This window comes from Pseudovibrio sp. SCP20 (genome assembly GCF_057774105.1).
Map to the genome: position 1 here is coordinate 1,617,490 of NZ_JBYMDH010000001.1, position 16,388 is coordinate 1,633,877.

The window sequence follows — 16,388 nt, forward strand, 5'->3', positions numbered from 1 at the left end:
CGTAAAAGGTTTACTAGGACTTCGATTTGGAATTGTTCTGTAAAGTTGTGAGCCATATTTTTTGAAGCTGATATCCTGAGATTTTCGCAGTTTTCAAGCTGATCGGAATGCTTCAAAAGCCCATATGAGCAACTTATGTCGTTTCCAGTTTGTTGATGTGGATACGATATAAACCAACCGGAAGAGCAGTCTGCTCGAGAACCAAGACAGAGTTTTGCCGTGACATTTTCGGTCATGGCGGGTTGTGAACAGTTTTTCTGTCGCTCTGGATAAGTGCTTTATCCCCGAAAATTCGGAGAGGTAGGGCAGCTAGGCGCACGAAGAGTTGTTTACTTACTGGAAGCCTGAAGAAGCGCTTCTATCTAAAGCATACCGCCTTTTGGGCGGACACAAGAGATCATTAAGGGCGAACGGTTTGTCAAAGCTACGCGCAAATACAAATGAACACACTGTAGGAAGCAGTGCGCCGACGTGTCAGTCGGTCCCTTCCTGTCGTGCTCATGCGCGCCGCCGTCTCGCCTTTTCTACTAGCAACTTAAATAACAAGTTGACCGACCTGGGGATGTACAAATCTCAGCGCCACTCGCGCCGTCTTCAGGGCTTGGTCCTAAGGAACTCACTTCATGGCAAACAAGATGCTGATAGATGCGACCCACCCGGAGGAGACCCGGGTTACGGTCGTGCGCGGGAATCGGGTTGAGGAATTTGACTTTGAAGCAGCAAACAGAAAGCAGCTTCGCGGAAATATTTATCTAGCTAAAGTCACCAGAGTAGAGCCATCTCTTCAGGCAGCATTTGTCGAGTACGGTGGCAACAGACACGGGTTCCTCGCATTCAGCGAAATCCATCCGGATTATTATCAGCTTCCGAAAGAAGATCGCGAAGCTCTTGAAGCTCAGCTTGCAGCTGAAGCCGCTGCAAACCAGCGCGAGCGCGAGCGTCGTGAAAAAGAAGAAGCTAAGCGTGAAGCTGAAATTCAGAAAGCCGCAGCTGCAAAAGCCGCAGAAGCTTCTGAAGAGGTTGTCGCTGAGCTGATTGAAGCTGAAACCAGCGCGCTTGAAGCCGAGCACGAAGCTGAAGCACTCGCCAGCATGGATGCGCCGTTCCAGGACGACAGCATCGAGGACATCGAAGCTGAAGCACCTTCTGACGAAGATGACACAGATGCAAAGACTGCTGATGAAGCTGCCGCAGAAGGTGAAAGCTCCGAGGAAACTCCTGCAGAAGAAGCTTCCGAGGAAGCCGCTCCTGTAGAGGCGACCACTTCTGAAGAAACCGCTGAGGAAGAGACTTCCGGCGAAGCGTCTGAAGAGAAGACTGAAGCAGAAGAAGAAACTGCGGAAGCAGCTTCTGACGCTGACGAGCAGGATGAAAGCGAAGACGAAGCGCAGGAAGAAGTTACCGAGCGCCCTCGCCGCCTGCGCGACAACTACAAAATTCAGGAAGTCATCAAACGCCGCCAGCTGCTGCTGGTTCAGGTGGTGAAGGAAGAGCGCGGCAACAAAGGCGCAGCTCTGACCACATACCTGTCTCTCGCTGGCCGTTATTCTGTTTTGATGCCAAACACCGATCGTGGTGGCGGGATCTCCCGTAAGATCACCAAGCCAACAGACCGCAAGCGCCTGAAGCAGGTTGCTGGTGATCTGGATGTGCCGAACGGCATGGGTGTTATCCTGCGGACCGCAGGTGCAAGCAGAACCAAGGCAGAAATCAAGCGTGACTTCGAATACCTCCTGCGCCTTTGGGAAAACGTCCGCGAACTGACCCTTGATTCAGCAGCCCCTACCCTCGTTTATGAGGAAGGCAGCCTGATCAAGCGCTCTATCCGCGACCTTTACAACAAAGACATCGATCAGGTTCTGGTTGCTGGCGAAGAAGGCTACCGTGAAGCAAAAGACTTCATGCGCATGCTGATGCCTAGCCATTCCAAGAATGTTCAGCCGTATCGTGATGCAACGCCAATCTTCACCCGTTTCGGTGTTGAGGCCCAGCTGGATGCAATGTTCTCCCCTCAGGTGACATTGAAGTCTGGCGGTTACATCGTCATCAACCAGACAGAAGCTCTGGTCGCTATCGATGTGAACTCCGGTAAGGCAACACGCGAACAGAATATTGAAGATACAGCTCAGGCAACCAACCTTGAAGCTGCTGAAGAGATCGCACGTCAGCTCCGCCTGCGTGACCTCGCCGGTCTTGTGGTTATCGACTTCATCGACATGGAAGAGAACCGTAACAACCGCGCTGTTGAGCGTCGCCTGAAGGAATGCCTGAAGTCTGACCGCGCCCGCATTCAGGTTGGCCGTATTTCTCACTTCGGCCTGCTGGAAATGTCACGTCAGCGTATCCGTACCGGCGTGCTAGAAAGCTCCTCCGTTGTATGTCCGCACTGTCATGGTTCTGGCATCGTACGTTCAGTAGAATCCGTTGCTCTGCACATCCTCCGCTCTCTGGAAGATCAACTGCTGCGCGGCTCTTCTCATAACCTGAACCTGCGCACGCCAAATGAAGTGGCAATGTACATCCTGAACCAGAAGCGCCATCACCTGATGGATCTGGAACGCCGCTTCGGCCTGGAAATCTCCATTTTTGGTGACGACAGTGTCACCGAGCAGCACTTCACTCTGGAGCGTGGTGAGCTCGCAACACCAAGCGAACGCACTCAGCCGCTGCCTGCAACCGTTCAGCCAGACACCATCTTCCCGATTGAAGAAGATGAAGACGTGATCGAGGAAGCCGCAGACGAGCAGAAGCCGGAAGCTTCTGACGAAGATGGTAACGATCGTCGTCGCCGTCGCCGCCGCCGCCGTCGTCGCGGTGGAGACAAGGCTGAAGCAGAACAGAAGCTGGACGATGCTGATCCGTCTGAAGAACAACCTTCCGATGACGAAGAAGCCGCTGAAGAAAAATCTGCGGATGCTGAAGCATCAGACACAGGTGATGATGAGGACGATCGTCGCCGCAAGCGTCGCCGCGGTCGCCGTGGCGGCCGCCGCTCACGCCGCAGAAATGCATCTGATGAAAACGGCGAGAACGCAGAAGCAGCTGAAGGCACAGAATCTTCTGAAGAAGCAGAGCGCTCCGAAGAAAGCACTGCAGATAGCGTAGAAGAAATCATCGCTGAGGCAAAATCTGAAACCGCTGAAGATGCAGCACCGGCAGAAGAAACTTCTACTCCCGCTGAAGCCACAGCGGAAACTGAAGAAGCTGCAGAAGAGCCAAAGAAAGAGACACGCAAGCCGCGTCGTCGTCGCAGAAAGCCTACTGCAGAAAAAGAAGCAGCTTCTGAAGCCAAGGAAGAAACTGAAGCACCTGCTGTGCAGGCAGAAGCTTCCGAAGACGTAGCCGTCAAAGAAGCTCCAGCTGCTGTAGAAGCACCGGTTGAACCTGTCGCAGAAGTGATTGAAGTTGCAACTGAGCCGGTAGCTGAGACAGCTGACGCTGTTGCTGAGCAGCCGAAGGAAGAAAAGCCAGCTGAAGAGCCAAAGACCGAAGCAAAGGAAGAAGCTCCTGTTGCTGAGGAAGCTCCAGCGGTAGAGGCTGCAGTAGAAGTTGAAGCTCCGACAAAGCCAAAGGCACCAACCAAGCCGGTCGTCACCTCTCACAAGGTTGTTGAAGGTGAAACCGTCGCGGTTGAGAGCGATGAAGACACACCACGCCGCACCGGCTGGTGGCAGCGCCGCTCTTTCTTCTAAGAAGATCTGAGATCAAATAAAAAGCCCGCTCATTTGAGCGGGCTTTTTTGTTGTAAGTCCGGCGCTATTTCAGCCAGCTTTCCAACCGCTCAACGGCCAGTTTGATGTCAGCCTCCTTCCCTGCAAAGGAAAAGCGCATGAACTGATGGCCGCGAGAAAGATCGAAGTCGACACCCGGTGTTGCAGCAATATGCGTTTCGGCAAGCATACGCTGACAGAACTCCATGGAGTCATTGGTCAGCTTGGAGACACCAGCATAAACATAAAAAGCACCGTCCACTGGCAGCACATCAAAGCCCAGCTGAGGCAAGTGATCCAGCAACACCTGACGGTTCGCAGCATAACCCGCCTTGATCTTCTCGTAGTCTTTCACCGCATCAAACGCAGCCGCAGCAGTCACCTGCGCCAGTTCCGGCGGTGAGATGTAAAGGCTCTGCGCAATCCGCTCAATCGGCCGCACCAACACCTCAGGCAACACCATCCAGCCGATACGCCATCCGGTCATGCAATAGTACTTGGAAAAGCTATTGACGATGATCGCCTTGTCCGTAAACCGAAGCGCAGTTTCCTCCTGCATGTCATAGGCAAGGCCGTGATAAATCTCATCTGAGATAAACCACAGATCCAACGCCTCACAAGCCTCCACCAAAGCCTTCAGCGCCTCAGGAGACATCATGGTGCCCGTCGGATTGGCCGGACTTGCCACCAACACCCCCTTGAGAGGCTTTTCCTTGTGCACCTCCTCGAGGATTTCTGGCGTCAGTGACCAGCGGGTCTCTGGCCCAACCTCAATTTCTACACACTCCAGACCCAGCACTTCGATGATATTGCGATAGGCCGGATATCCCGGAGACGTAATAGCAATCCGGTCCCCCCGATCAAAACCCGCCAGAAACGCCAGATTGAAGCCGGCAGAAGAACCGGTGGTTGCAAAGATTCGAGATTCCGGAACATCAAGCCCAAAGGTCTGCTTGTAATAGCGTGCAATGCTCTTCTTCAGCAACGGAATGCCCTGCGCCTCTGTGTAGCCCAAGCGTCCGGAGGACAGATACTCATGCGCCACCTTCAAAACCGAGTCAGGAACCGGTGCACCGGGCTGCCCAACTTCCATGTGCAGCACATGTTCACCAGCTTGCTCAAGGCGATTGGCAGCATTCAGCACTTCCATAGCTTGAAATGGCAGCACTTCACTCCGTTTTGATCCCATTAATACTGACAAATGCATTCCCTCTTATTTCTTCTTCTCAGAGCCTGTGCTTTAATTTTTCGGGCCACCTAGCAATTTTGCCTAATAACTGCCTATCTTGGGTGGTTAAGGCTTATTTGAAAGTCTATGTAGTACTTTAAGTGCGAACCGCTCTGCGCCTGCCAAGCCAACTAAGGGGACTTGACGTGCAATTTAAGAACAATGCATTGAAACGTGTGATTGAACCAGTCAAATCACAAGCAACAAAGTTTGCGCGCAATTTTCTCATCACAGCGACTGCACTTTCACTGGTTGTACCTAATGTGGCAATCACCACAGCTCAAGCTCAACAAAAGAAGGGTCTCCCCCTCGTCCGTGATGCTGAGACTGAAGATTTGCTGCGCGAATACGCCAAACCAATTTTCCGTGCTGCAGGTCTTCCTGCCAATCAGGTTGAGATTATTCTGGTCAACGACAAAAGCTTCAACGCCTTTGTGCCTGACAGCCGCAGAATGTTCATCAACCTCGGCGTCATCATGGATGCCAAAACACCCAGCGAAGTGATCGGCGTGATTGCTCACGAAACTGGCCACATCGCAGGCAATCACCTCGTTCGTATGCGTCAGGCTGCCTCCAATGCACAAATCATGTCCGTCATCGGCATGATCCTTGGTGCTGGTGCAATGGCAGCAGGTGCAACCACAGGCAACAGCTCCATCGCTCGAGGCGGTGCAGCGGCTGTATCCGGAGGTGGCGCTCTCGCACAGCGCAACTTCCTGTCCTATCGCCGCTCTGAAGAATCTGCAGCTGACCAGGCAGCACTGCGCTACCTTGATCGCGTTGGCGTTTCTGCCAAGGGCATGCTCACCACATTCGAGCGCATGGCAGATCAGGCGTTGTTCTCAGCTCAGTACGTTGATCCATACGCACTCAGCCACCCAATGCCGCGTGCCCGCTTCAACGCGCTTCAAAACAAGGCGCAAAAAAACAGGCACTTCAACAAGAAGGACCCTGAACGCCTTCAGCTGAAGCATGACATGGTCAAAGCCAAACTTCTGGCCTTCACCAGTCACAAAAACTCTGTTTATCGAGCCTACCCGGACAAAGACAAAAGCCTTGCCGCGCAGTATGCCCGCGCGATTGCCAGTATGCGCTCTGATAAGGTTTCCAAAGCCGTCAGAAAAATCGACGCGCTGATCGCGAAGGCTCCGGAGTACCCATACTTCTATGAGATCAAGGGGCAAGCCCTGCTCGAAGGCGGCAAGCCAAAAGCGGCTATTGCGCCATTTCGCAAGGCACTGGCCCTTTATCCGGGCAATCCGCATTTTGAGATCTGGCTCGGCTTCGCCATGGTCGCCTCCAATGACCAAAGGTATCTGAAAGAGGCCAAGAGCATTCTGACAAGAGCTCTTCAGAAAGACCGGTATTCCATGAACGGCTATGCCCAGCTCGCCATTGCGAACGCTCGCCTCGGCGACGTCGCAGGCGCTGATCTGGCAACAGCTCAAAGTCACATGGCCCGCGGCGATATCCGCAGCGCACAGCGCTACGCCAAGCGTGCTCAAAAAAAATTGAAGGTCGGCACACCGGCTTGGCAACAAGCTGACGATATACTGTCGGTTAAAGTGCCTCAGGTAAGACGCCGCTAACAGATCAGACAGATAAAAACCAACACCCGAACAGGGTTACAGGAGATGTCATGAATAAACTCATTCGCCGAGCTGCGATCACTTGTGCAGCAACGCTCGCTCTGCTGCCAGCAACTTTTTCTGCACAAGCAGAATCGGTGAACCGCGCTGAAGTGGAAACGATCATCAAGGAATACCTCGTTCAGAACCCTGAGATCGTGCTGGAAGCATTGCAGGAACTGGACAAACGCCGCCTTGCTGAAGAAGAAAGCGCTCGCAAAGAAGCCATCACCGGCCTTTCCGACGAGATCTACAACAGTGAATACCAGATCGTTCTCGGCAACCCAGATGGTGACGTCACCCTCGTGGAACTGTTCGACTACAACTGTGGTTACTGTAAACGCGCCCTGTCTGACCTCGTTCGCCTCGTAGACGAAGACAAGAACCTGCGCGTAGTGCTGAAAGAGTTCCCGGTTCTGGGCAAAGCCTCTCAGGAAGCTGCACGCGTTGCGATCGCAGTTGCTGAAGTTGCACCAGACAAATACGAGGACTTCCACCTCGCCCTGCTCAGCCAGCCTGGCCGTGCAAATCTGGCAAGCAGCCTGAAAGTGGCAAAAGACCTTGGCATTGCAGATGCAGATCTGGAAAAGTCCATGAAGTCCAGCCGCGCAGCTGAAACCTTCCAGGAAGTCTTCACCATCGCAGAACAGCTCGGCATCACAGGTACACCATCCTACATTCTGGGTGATGAAGTGATTGTAGGCGCTGTCGGCTACGACACTTTGAAGGAAAAAATTGCAGCAGAACGCGAGTAAGTTCATCTTAATCGCGCATATCAACGCATTTTCGCTGCTTTATCCTTAAGAACTCTGCTCAGAGCGGACAAAGGTCTTTTCCTTGGTCCGCTCTGATCATATAAGAGGGCCAGTTATGTTTATTTGTCTGGCTACACTTTACCAATACGTCAAGTAAACCTAGCTCATTACACAGAGTTTTTGAGAACAGATCGGTTGCGTAGTCGCAACTACATTTGTGTACTTCTGAGTAAATCAAAGGGAAATGTGCCTTTCTGCGCGGTTAAACATGATATTGCCTTATGCGCAGCCTAGGCACACCGGATGCATACTTTTTTAAAAGCAGCATCTCGCAACTAGAGAATTAATGGCCATCTATGCAGTTAATGACCGACTGCTTGATGCGTTCATTCACTAAGAAGATCCGTATTTTGCTCTGAGCAACTGGATTTTCACAGATTTTTAAAGGCCATCCTTGCTGCACATTCGCTTTGGGGGGCCAAACCGAAAGTTCCTGACACAAGTCAGGGCATTTCGAACTGGACGATGAAAACGATGACGAAAGAAACTAAGTTTGATCAGGAAATGATCCGCCAGCTTGCTAACGTGCTGGACGAAACCAACCTGACCGAAATCGAGGTGGAACACAAAGATCTCCGCGTTCGTGTCGCTCGTCAGCTGTCAGCAGGCGCAGTCGCGGCAGCTCCTGTTGCAGTCGCAGCTCCGGCTCCTGTAGCTGCTCCAGCACCAGCTCCTGCTGCTGCAGCGCCAGTTGAGATCGCAGTGTCTGCAGACGCAGCAAGCCATCCGGGCGCAGTGACTTCTCCAATGGTTGGTACCGCTTACCTTGCTCCAGAGCCAGGCGCAGCGCAGTTCATCGAAGTTGGTAAATCCATCAAGAAGGGTGACACCATCCTGATCGTGGAAGCTATGAAGACCATGAACCAGATCCCTGCTCCAAAAGCAGGTACTGTAACTGCAATTCTGGTTGAAGACGGTCAGCCAGTAGAATTCGGCGAACCACTCATCATCATCGAATAACAGGCGTAGTCTCTATGTTCTCCAAGATCCTCATCGCAAACCGCGGCGAGATCGCACTCCGCATCCTTCGGGCATGTAAAGAGCTGGGCATTCGCACTGTTGCGGTCCACTCCACTGCAGACGAAGACGCAATGCACGTGCGCCTTGCTGACGAAAGTGTTTGTATTGGTCCGCCGGTAGCCCGCGACAGCTACCTCAACATTCCGCAGATTCTGGCAGCCTGTGAAATCACTGGCGCCGACGCGGTGCATCCCGGTTACGGTTTCCTCTCCGAGAATGCACGCTTTGCGGAAATTCTTGAGGCACACGGCATCACCTTCATCGGCCCTACCTCAGAGCACATCCGTGTGATGGGCGATAAGATTCAGGCAAAAACCACGGCAAAAGAACTGGGTATTCCAGTCGTGCCGGGTTCTGACGGTGGTATCACTCCGGAAGATGACGTCCATGCAATTGCAAAAGAGATCGGCTATCCGGTTCTCGTAAAAGCAGCTGCAGGCGGCGGTGGTCGCGGTATGAAGGTCGCTCAGACCGCTGATGATCTGGACACTGCAATCTCAACTGCACGCTCTGAATCCAAAGCAGCTTTCGGCGACGATGCGCTGTACATGGAAAAGTACCTCGGCAAACCACGCCACATTGAAGTGCAGGTTCTGGGTGACGGTCAGGGCAACGCGATCCACCTCGGTGAGCGCGACTGTTCCTTGCAGCGTCGCCACCAGAAGGTATTCGAAGAGTGTCCTTCCCCAGCTCTGAACGAAGAGCAACGGATGGAAATCGGTGAAATCTGTGCAGAAGCGATGCGCAAGCTCAAGTATCGCGGCGCAGGTACTATCGAGTTCCTCTATGAAAACGGTGAGTTCTACTTCATTGAAATGAACACCCGTTTGCAGGTGGAACACCCTGTAACAGAAATGGTAACCGGCATTGATCTCGTGATCGAACAGATCCGCATCGCTGCAGGCTCTACCCTTTCCATCAATCAGGAAGATGTACGCTTCTCCGGTCACGCAATTGAGTGCCGTATCAACGCAGAACATCCTCTGACATTTGCTCCGTCTCCGGGCACCATCACCTACTACCACCCACCGGGCGGTCTGGGCGTGCGCGTGGATTCCGGCGTTTATCAGGGCTACAAAATTCCTCCACACTATGACAGCCTGATCGGTAAGCTGATCGTTCATGGCCGTTCTCGTGTAGAATGTATGATGCGTCTGCGTCGTGCTCTGAGCGAGTTTGTGGTTGATGGCATCAACACCACTGTTCCGCTCTTCACAGAGCTTCTGGACAACCAGGATATCGCCAACGGCGCCTATGATATCCATTGGCTGGAAAAGTTCCTGGAAGCGCACATTGCAGAACAGAACTCAGAAGAAAACTGAGGAGATTTAGGGAGGTCAAAAGCAGCCCAGCATGGAATTTAAGATTACCCCACAAATTCTGCTTAAAGCATACGCTTGTGGCATCTTTCCAATGGCTGAAACTGCGGATTCTCCTGATCTTTTCTGGATCGATCCCGAGCGGCGAGGTATCTTGCCGCTCGATTCATTTCACATCCCCAAACGGCTCGCACGAACCGTTCGCGCAGACAAGTTCATCATCCGCGCCTCCCGCAATTTCAAAGCTGTCATCTCCCACTGTGCAACCACCAATGCGGAGCGCAAGGAGACTTGGATTAATGCGGAGATCAGGAAGCTCTACACAGAGCTTTTTGCCATGGGCTATTGCCACACCGTTGAAGTTTATAACGCTTCTGACGAGCTCGTTGGCGGCCTTTATGGAGTATCACTCGGGGGAGCGTTCTTCGGCGAAAGCATGTTTTCTCTGGAGCGCGACGCCTCAAAGGTCGCGCTGGTCCATCTCTATGGACGCCTGCTCTATGGCAACTACAGGCTGCTGGACGCCCAGTTCGTGACAGAGCATCTGGAACAGTTCGGCGCCACTGAAGTTCCAAAAGAACAATACGGCAAGCTATTGGAAAATGCATTGATGGTGCATGGAGATTTCAACGCACTGCCGCAGGAAACCTCAGGCAAACTACTGCTTCAGATCATTGAGGACATGCGCCCAGACCCACCCAAAAACAAAAACGGCCTCCCGTAAGAGACCGCATCATCTTTATTGCAGGGTGGCAACAACCTTAGGCCGTGGCACCGGAATTTCGCCTGAAGAAACAAAGTCTTTACCAGCCAGCTCGTCCTCTTCGGAAACAAGCTCAACGGCAGGACCGGCATATCCTTCCGGCGGTGGAACGGATGTGGTCTTCTTACAGTTGATCAGCCAGATGTCATAGACGCTGTGCTCAACAGCATGAACGCCCGGGTTACTGGCGAACATCCAACCGCTGAAGATCCGGCGCACTTTGCTGTCCAGAGTCAGCTCATCAACCTCAATAAATGCAGTGGTTTGAGAGGCTTCTGTCAAGGGACGAGAGTTACACACGCGCGGTGTCACCTGCAGCGCACCAAACTGAACAGTCTCATCAATGTAGACATCAAACGTGGTAATACGGCCTGTGATTTTGTCGAGGCCTTTAAACACAGCAACTGGGTTATGAATTGGTGTCTGAGCTTGAGCAGGCAATGAGTAAGCTGCCCCACCAATCAACGCAGCGAGTGCGCAAGATGCAGCACGCCCAAGATATTTACGCATTGTAAAACCCATAAAACTTTCCAGCAGCTATTGATTCAATCGCCCAAGCTGTACAGGGCTTAGCACTGGAATGGCGCGGGGAAAAGGCCAGAACGAGGCAAACAGGCGGCAATCGCTGAGGAATCTCAGCTAACCCACAGGCGTTGCCCAGATGTCACGGTGGATTTTTATGGCTCACCTGCAAATTTTACTTAAATAACAAGGCGCCAATTTCCCAAATGGTCTTGTGTCACTGGTTTCATAGTACCTACTGCTGGCAACACCCGAGACCTTGATGCAACCACAGCAACAACGTGCATATCTAACCCAAGAACAACAGGCACAGAGCCTGAAGAGCCCACTTTGCGTTGGTTTGCGTTATTTATGCGTTGCACGCGTTTTTTCTGCGTTTCTTTGCGTTCTTATGTTTCTGGCACTCCCAAGCGAGGCCCCGGCCCAATCCCTCTACCAGAAGTACATCAAACAGCAGCAGAAGGAGATCCTGAAAGCGCCCTCCGAGAAGCCGGAGATGCCAGGCGATGAGAACGGCATGCCAGAGACCTTGCGCATGCCAGCAATGCCTCTGATGGAGTTCCGCGCAAAAGATATCATCGGGATGTTCCCCCTCGCCCCTGCCGATACCAGCTCCCCAAGGGCGACCCTCGACAGCTTCCTCGACATCATGGAGGAAACCAACCACCTCATTCAGGAAGCGTATGAGGAGAACACCGGCATGGGGGCGTTCTCCATGGAAACGCTCGGCATGAGCAAGAACCATGAGCGCCTGCAAAACAAGATCCACCTTGCCGAGATCCTTCTGGAGCGCGCCAGAGGCTGTTTTGACCTCTCCGGCCTTCCGAGCGCTACCAGACAGCAAACCTCTCTGGAGCTGGTTCTCCAGCTCAAAGAGATACTGGACCGCATCCCGCTGCCGCCGTTCCCAGATATCCCGGGAACCGCTGCTGGTACCTATGACTTCAATCAGGCTGGACTGGAGAATTCATGGACAATCCCGTTCACCCAGATCGTCATCACCAAGATGACAGAGGGAGCACAGCAAGGGGAATATGTCTTCTCAGCGGAAACCGTAGATCGGATTCCCGAGTTTTATGAGGAAGTGAAGAACCTTCCCTCCCGCTCCTCTATCCCGCAGGATCTCTACCACTTCTTTGCCAGCAGTCCGGGGCATCTGCTGCCTCCGGCATGGTTTTCACTGATTGAGAGCCAGCCTTCGTGGTTGCTGGAGCTTTACTACGGACAGGCCGTCTGGCAGTGGTTTGCACTGATCCTGATCACTGCTATTGCAGCAGCTATTCTGTTTGCCTTCATCAACGTCATGCGGCGCTTGCCGGATCGCAAGAAGCCGGTTCGCCGACAGGTGCTCAGCATCATCACCTCCAGCGTCATCGTTGGCTCCCTCATCTTCCTGCGTTATCTGGCCGACTATCAGATCAACATCGGCGGACCGGTCTTGCAGGTCTATGACCTGACCATCGAAACACTGGTCTGGATCGGCGCAGCTGTGATCATCTACAAAAGCCTACGCCTTCTGAGCGAACTGGTGCTTTTGAAAAATCGCGGCGCTCCCTCCATCGATCGCAGCATCATCCGCACAGCAACCCAGTTCTTCGCCATTATCTGCGCCCTTGTCCTGCTCACCTACGGCGCAACGCGACTGAACATCCCGCTCTACGGCATCATCGCCGGTATCAGTGTGGGCGGCCTTGCCATCGCCCTTGCAGCTCAGCCTACGCTGGAGAACCTGCTGGGCGGCCTGATCCTTTATGCAGACGGCATCGTGCGGGTTGGAGACTACTGCGAGTTCAACAAGATACGCGGACACGTGGAATCCATCGGCATGCGCTCCACCCGCATCAGAACCACCGATCGAACGCTGGTCACCATTCCCAACGCGGACCTTGCCAAGATGAACTTCATGAACTTCACGGCAAAGGATCACTTCCGCGTGGTCCTCAGGTTTGCACTTAAATACGACACCAGCGCCGAGCAGCTGGAAAGGCTGATCACCAAGATCAAACGCATGCTGGCCAAACATCCCCTCTCCCAACCAGACGCAGCAAAGGTGAGACTGGAGAACATCGACGAGAACGGCATCGTCATTCAGATCGAAGATAGCGTGCAGGCCGCGACCCGTGATGAGTATCTCGCCATTCAGGAAAGCATCATCATCCGCACCCTGAAACTCATTTCAGATGAGAACATCGAAGTCGCCCACCCCTTCGTCACAAACTACGGCGAAACCGGCAATCTCCAGATGCCCGAAAAAACCGTCGTGCCACCTGTAAAACCAAAACCCAAAGCCAAGGCTGAGACTAAGAAAGAGCCCAAGGCAAAAACGCCAAAGAAAAAGAAGGAACGAAAGAAGGCGAAAAAGGCTTGAACGAAAAACGCGGCCCCGAGGAGCCGCGTTTTGAATTTTGAAGAAGGATGTGAGCTTTAGCCCAGAGCTGCGAGGCGCTCCAGAGCGGCTTCCATCTTTTCCTTGCGCTCTGCAAGCTCTGCCACTTTTTCTTTTTCAGCAGCAACAACATCTTCAGGAGCTTTTGCAAGGAAACGCTCGTTTTCCAGCTTCTTGGAGATCTTGGTGAGTTCACCAACGATCTTGTCCAGAGACTTGCCTAGACGTGCCTTTTCCGCATCCAGATCAATAACACCAGCCAGCGGCAGACAAACAGTCGCTTCACCAACAACGATCTGAGCAGAGCCCTGCGGGATCTCATCAGCGGTGGTGACGCTTTCTGCACGTGCGTTCTTGATGATCGCAGCTTCGTGGATCGCCAAACGCTCTTTGGTCTGCTCAGAAGCACCGGAAAGCACAACAGGAACCTTCGCGCCCGCAGGAACGTTCATTTCAGAACGAACGGAACGGATCTGAACGATCATGTCGATCAGCCAGTTGATCTCAGCAGCAGCTTCCTCATCTTCACCAATCGGAGTTGGCCAGGAAGACAGCACCAGCATCTCATCACGCTTGGAGCCCGCAGTTTCAGCAGTACGCTGCCACAGCTCTTCGGTGATGAACGGCATGAACGGATGCAGAAGCTTCAGAATTTCGTCACGAACCCAAGCAGTGGTCGCACGAACTTCTTCCTTCGCCTCTTCATCATCGCTGTAGAAGATTGGCTTGGTCAGCTCAACATACCAGTCACAGAAGGTGTTCCAGACGAAACGGTAAGCACCACCGGCAGCATCATTGAAGCGGTACGTGTCAATTGCCTCGGAAACTTCGCGGATAGCGCGGCTGGTTTCAGTCACGATCCAGCGGTTCACAGTCTGCTTGACCAGAGCCGGATCAAAACCTTCAACCGCATGACACTCGTTCATTTCCGCAAAGCGGCACACGTTCCAAAGCTTGGTCGCAAAGTTACGGTAACCAGCAACACGGGAGGTCGCCAGTTTGATGTCGCGGCCCTGAGCTGCCATAGCGGACAGAGTGAAGCGCAGTGCATCTGCACCGTACTCTTCAATCAGCGCCAGCGGATCAATCACGTTGCCCTTGGACTTGGACATCTTAGCGCCCTTCTCGTCACGAACGAGGGCGTGGATGTAAACCGTGTCGAATGGCTCGGTCTTCATGTAATGGTTGCCCATCATCATCATCCGGGCAACCCAGAAGAAGATAATGTCAAAGCCAGTTACCAGAACGGACGTCGGGTAATAACGTGCCAGCTCTGCGGTTTTGTCAGGCCAGCCCATGGTGGAGAACGGCCACAGAGCAGAAGAGAACCAGGTGTCCAGAACGTCTTCATCGCGGTACATGGCAACAAAGTCAGCTTCACCTGCATCATGCGCAGCCAGAGCATCGTTCTGTTCCATCAGCTTAACAGGCTTGCCGTAAAATTCTGCAGCAGCCGCCAGAGCTTCTTCTTCAGTTTTTTCAACGAAGAACTTGCCTTCTGGGCCATACCACGCAGGGATACGGTGTCCCCACCACAGCTGACGGGAAATACACCACGGCTGGATGTTTTCCATCCACTCGTAATAGGTTTTATCCCAGTTTGCAGGAACAAACTTGGTGCGGCCTTCACGAACAGAAGCAATAGCAGGCTGTGCCATGGTCTTGGCATCAACATACCACTGATCGGTCAGCATAGGCTCAATCGGCACACCACCACGGTCACCATGTGGAACCATGTTCAGGTGGTCAACAACTTCATCCAGCAGGCCTTTTTCATCCAGCATGGAAACGATCAGCTTACGGGCAGCAAAACGCTCAACGCCTTCAAGCGCCTCAAGGGTCTTGGTCAGCTCGTCAGTCATCTCCAGACCGTCCATAAAGCCTTCTGCTTCACGCAGAACAATGTTGGCTTCACGGTCCATAATGGAGATCTGTGCCAGATCGTGGCGCTTACCAATGTCAAAGTCATTGAAATCGTGCGCAGGCGTAACCTTCATCGCGCCTGTACCGGTTTCAAGATCAACATAATCATCAGCAATGATTGGAATACGGCGGCCAACCAGCGGCAGAATGATATCTTTGCCCTGCAGCTCTTTAAACCGCTCATCATCCGGATGAACGATAACAGCCGTATCACCCAGCATGGTTTCCGGGCGAGTGGTCGCAATCACAATGTAATCGCGGGTCTCAAACTCGGTTGCCTTGCCTTCTTCATCAAATGCAACTGGGTGCTGGTAGGTCACACCATCCGCCAGCGGATAGCGGAAGTGCCACATGTTGCCCTGCATTTCCTTCTGCTCAACTTCCAGATCGGAAATCGCAGTCAGAAGCTTAGGATCCCAGTTCACAAGGCGCTTGTCCTTGTAAATCAGGTTCTCTTTGTAAAGGGAAACAAAGACTTCCAGAACGGCCTTGGAGAGGCCTTCATCCATGGTGAAACGCTCACGGGACCAGTCACAAGACGCACCAAGGCGCTTGAGCTGGTTGAAGATCATCCCGCCGGACTCACCTTTCCATTTCCAGACGCGCTCAACAAACGCTTCACGGCCAAGGTCACGGCGCGAGATGTTACCACCGTCAGCGGCCATCTGGCGCTCAACGACCATCTGCGTTGCGATGCCTGCGTGGTCCATACCCGGCTGCCACAGAACGTCGCGGCCGCGCATACGCTGGTAGCGAACCATAATGTCCTGCAGGGTGTTGTTGAGTGCGTGGCCCATATGCAGAGAGCCTGTCACGTTTGGCGGCGGAATCACGATTGAGTAGGTCGCAGCTCCATCTTCTGCGCCCGCACCTGCCTTAAAGGCGTCAGCCTGTTCCCAGGCTTCGTATATCCGCGGCTCAACAGAGGCCGCCTCATATGTTTTATCCAGCATACCTAAAAGCTCTTCCACTTATGGAGTTTGTCTGGTGTAAATCGGATGCACTCGCCTAAGTCAACCTTTCATGCAGTTACAGAGCATATTTGAGCGACAAATACCCAAACAGCCCACACCA

General features: G+C 53.0%; 10 protein-coding genes. 7 read left to right on the forward strand and 3 right to left on the reverse strand.

Translation table 11 applies throughout. The features are described 5' to 3' along the window. Positions 1 to 623: 623 nt before the first annotated feature. A complete protein-coding gene (locus AC3CB2_RS07095; RefSeq protein WP_352929727.1) occupies positions 624 to 3,692 on the forward strand; it encodes an Rne/Rng family ribonuclease in 3,069 nt (1,022 codons plus the stop codon). 64 nt (positions 3,693 to 3,756) lie between these two features. On the opposite strand, the gene AC3CB2_RS07100 is transcribed toward AC3CB2_RS07095, so the two are convergent. Then, on the reverse strand, positions 3,757 to 4,899 hold the full coding sequence (locus AC3CB2_RS07100; RefSeq protein ID WP_352929724.1) for a pyridoxal phosphate-dependent aminotransferase: 1,143 nt from the start codon (positions 4,897 to 4,899) through the stop codon (positions 3,757 to 3,759). A gap of 185 nt (positions 4,900 to 5,084) precedes the next feature. Here AC3CB2_RS07100 and AC3CB2_RS07105 point away from each other — a divergent pair, with 185 nt between their 5' ends. The 5 genes from AC3CB2_RS07105 to aat all read left to right on the forward strand — a co-directional run bounded on the left by AC3CB2_RS07105 (position 5,085) and on the right by aat (position 10,444). Further along, on the forward strand, positions 5,085 to 6,527 hold the full coding sequence (locus AC3CB2_RS07105) for a M48 family metalloprotease (RefSeq protein WP_008547240.1): 1,443 nt from the start codon (positions 5,085 to 5,087) through the stop codon (positions 6,525 to 6,527). 50 nt (positions 6,528 to 6,577) lie between these two features. Next, positions 6,578 to 7,321 carry a DsbA family protein gene (locus tag AC3CB2_RS07110; RefSeq protein WP_014285981.1) on the forward strand — a complete coding sequence of 248 codons (744 nt, stop codon included), beginning with the start codon at positions 6,578 to 6,580 and terminating at the stop codon, positions 7,319 to 7,321. Positions 7,322 to 7,846: 525 nt separating this feature from the next. Beyond that, a complete protein-coding gene (accB, locus tag AC3CB2_RS07115) occupies positions 7,847 to 8,341 on the forward strand; it encodes an acetyl-CoA carboxylase biotin carboxyl carrier protein (RefSeq protein WP_008547175.1) in 495 nt (164 codons plus the stop codon). A gap of 14 nt (positions 8,342 to 8,355) precedes the next feature. Continuing rightward, complete coding sequence (gene accC / locus AC3CB2_RS07120) at positions 8,356 to 9,723, forward strand: acetyl-CoA carboxylase biotin carboxylase subunit (RefSeq protein ID WP_008547084.1); 1,368 nt, start codon at positions 8,356 to 8,358, stop codon at positions 9,721 to 9,723. A gap of 31 nt (positions 9,724 to 9,754) precedes the next feature. Continuing rightward, entirely contained in the window at positions 9,755 to 10,444 is a 690-nt protein-coding gene (gene aat, locus AC3CB2_RS07125) for a leucyl/phenylalanyl-tRNA--protein transferase (RefSeq protein ID WP_352929719.1), read from the forward strand. A 15-nt stretch (positions 10,445 to 10,459) separates the two neighbouring features. Here the strand turns inward: aat and AC3CB2_RS07130 are convergent, their stop codons facing one another. Next, complete coding sequence (locus AC3CB2_RS07130; RefSeq protein WP_008546745.1) at positions 10,460 to 11,005, reverse strand: DUF2155 domain-containing protein; 546 nt, start codon at positions 11,003 to 11,005, stop codon at positions 10,460 to 10,462. 391 nt (positions 11,006 to 11,396) lie between these two features. On the opposite strand from AC3CB2_RS07130, the gene AC3CB2_RS07135 reads away from it, so the two are divergent. After that, positions 11,397 to 13,373 carry a mechanosensitive ion channel family protein gene (locus AC3CB2_RS07135; RefSeq protein WP_352929716.1) on the forward strand — a complete coding sequence of 659 codons (1,977 nt, stop codon included), beginning with the start codon at positions 11,397 to 11,399 and terminating at the stop codon, positions 13,371 to 13,373. Positions 13,374 to 13,429: 56 nt separating this feature from the next. Here the strand turns inward: AC3CB2_RS07135 and AC3CB2_RS07140 are convergent, their stop codons facing one another. Further along, positions 13,430 to 16,267, reverse strand: a complete 2,838-nt coding sequence (locus AC3CB2_RS07140) for a valine--tRNA ligase (RefSeq protein ID WP_352929713.1) — start codon at positions 16,265 to 16,267, stop codon at positions 13,430 to 13,432. Between the last annotated feature and the right edge of the window lie 121 nt (positions 16,268 to 16,388).

Coding starts and splice junctions, on each gene's coding strand:
- AC3CB2_RS07095 (WP_352929727.1), top strand. CDS start 624: ATGGCAAACAAGATGCTGATAGATGCGACCCACCCGGAGGAGACCCGG.
- AC3CB2_RS07100 (WP_352929724.1), bottom strand. CDS start 4,899: ATGGGATCAAAACGGAGTGAAGTGCTGCCATTTCAAGCTATGGAAGTG.
- AC3CB2_RS07110 (WP_014285981.1), top strand. CDS start 6,578: ATGAATAAACTCATTCGCCGAGCTGCGATCACTTGTGCAGCAACGCTC.
- accB (WP_008547175.1), top strand. CDS start 7,847: ATGAAAACGATGACGAAAGAAACTAAGTTTGATCAGGAAATGATCCGC.
- accC (WP_008547084.1), top strand. CDS start 8,356: ATGTTCTCCAAGATCCTCATCGCAAACCGCGGCGAGATCGCACTCCGC.
- aat (WP_352929719.1), top strand. CDS start 9,755: ATGGAATTTAAGATTACCCCACAAATTCTGCTTAAAGCATACGCTTGT.
- AC3CB2_RS07130 (WP_008546745.1), bottom strand. CDS start 11,005: ATGGGTTTTACAATGCGTAAATATCTTGGGCGTGCTGCATCTTGCGCA.
- AC3CB2_RS07135 (WP_352929716.1), top strand. CDS start 11,397: ATGTTTCTGGCACTCCCAAGCGAGGCCCCGGCCCAATCCCTCTACCAG.
- AC3CB2_RS07140 (WP_352929713.1), bottom strand. CDS start 16,267: ATGCTGGATAAAACATATGAGGCGGCCTCTGTTGAGCCGCGGATATAC.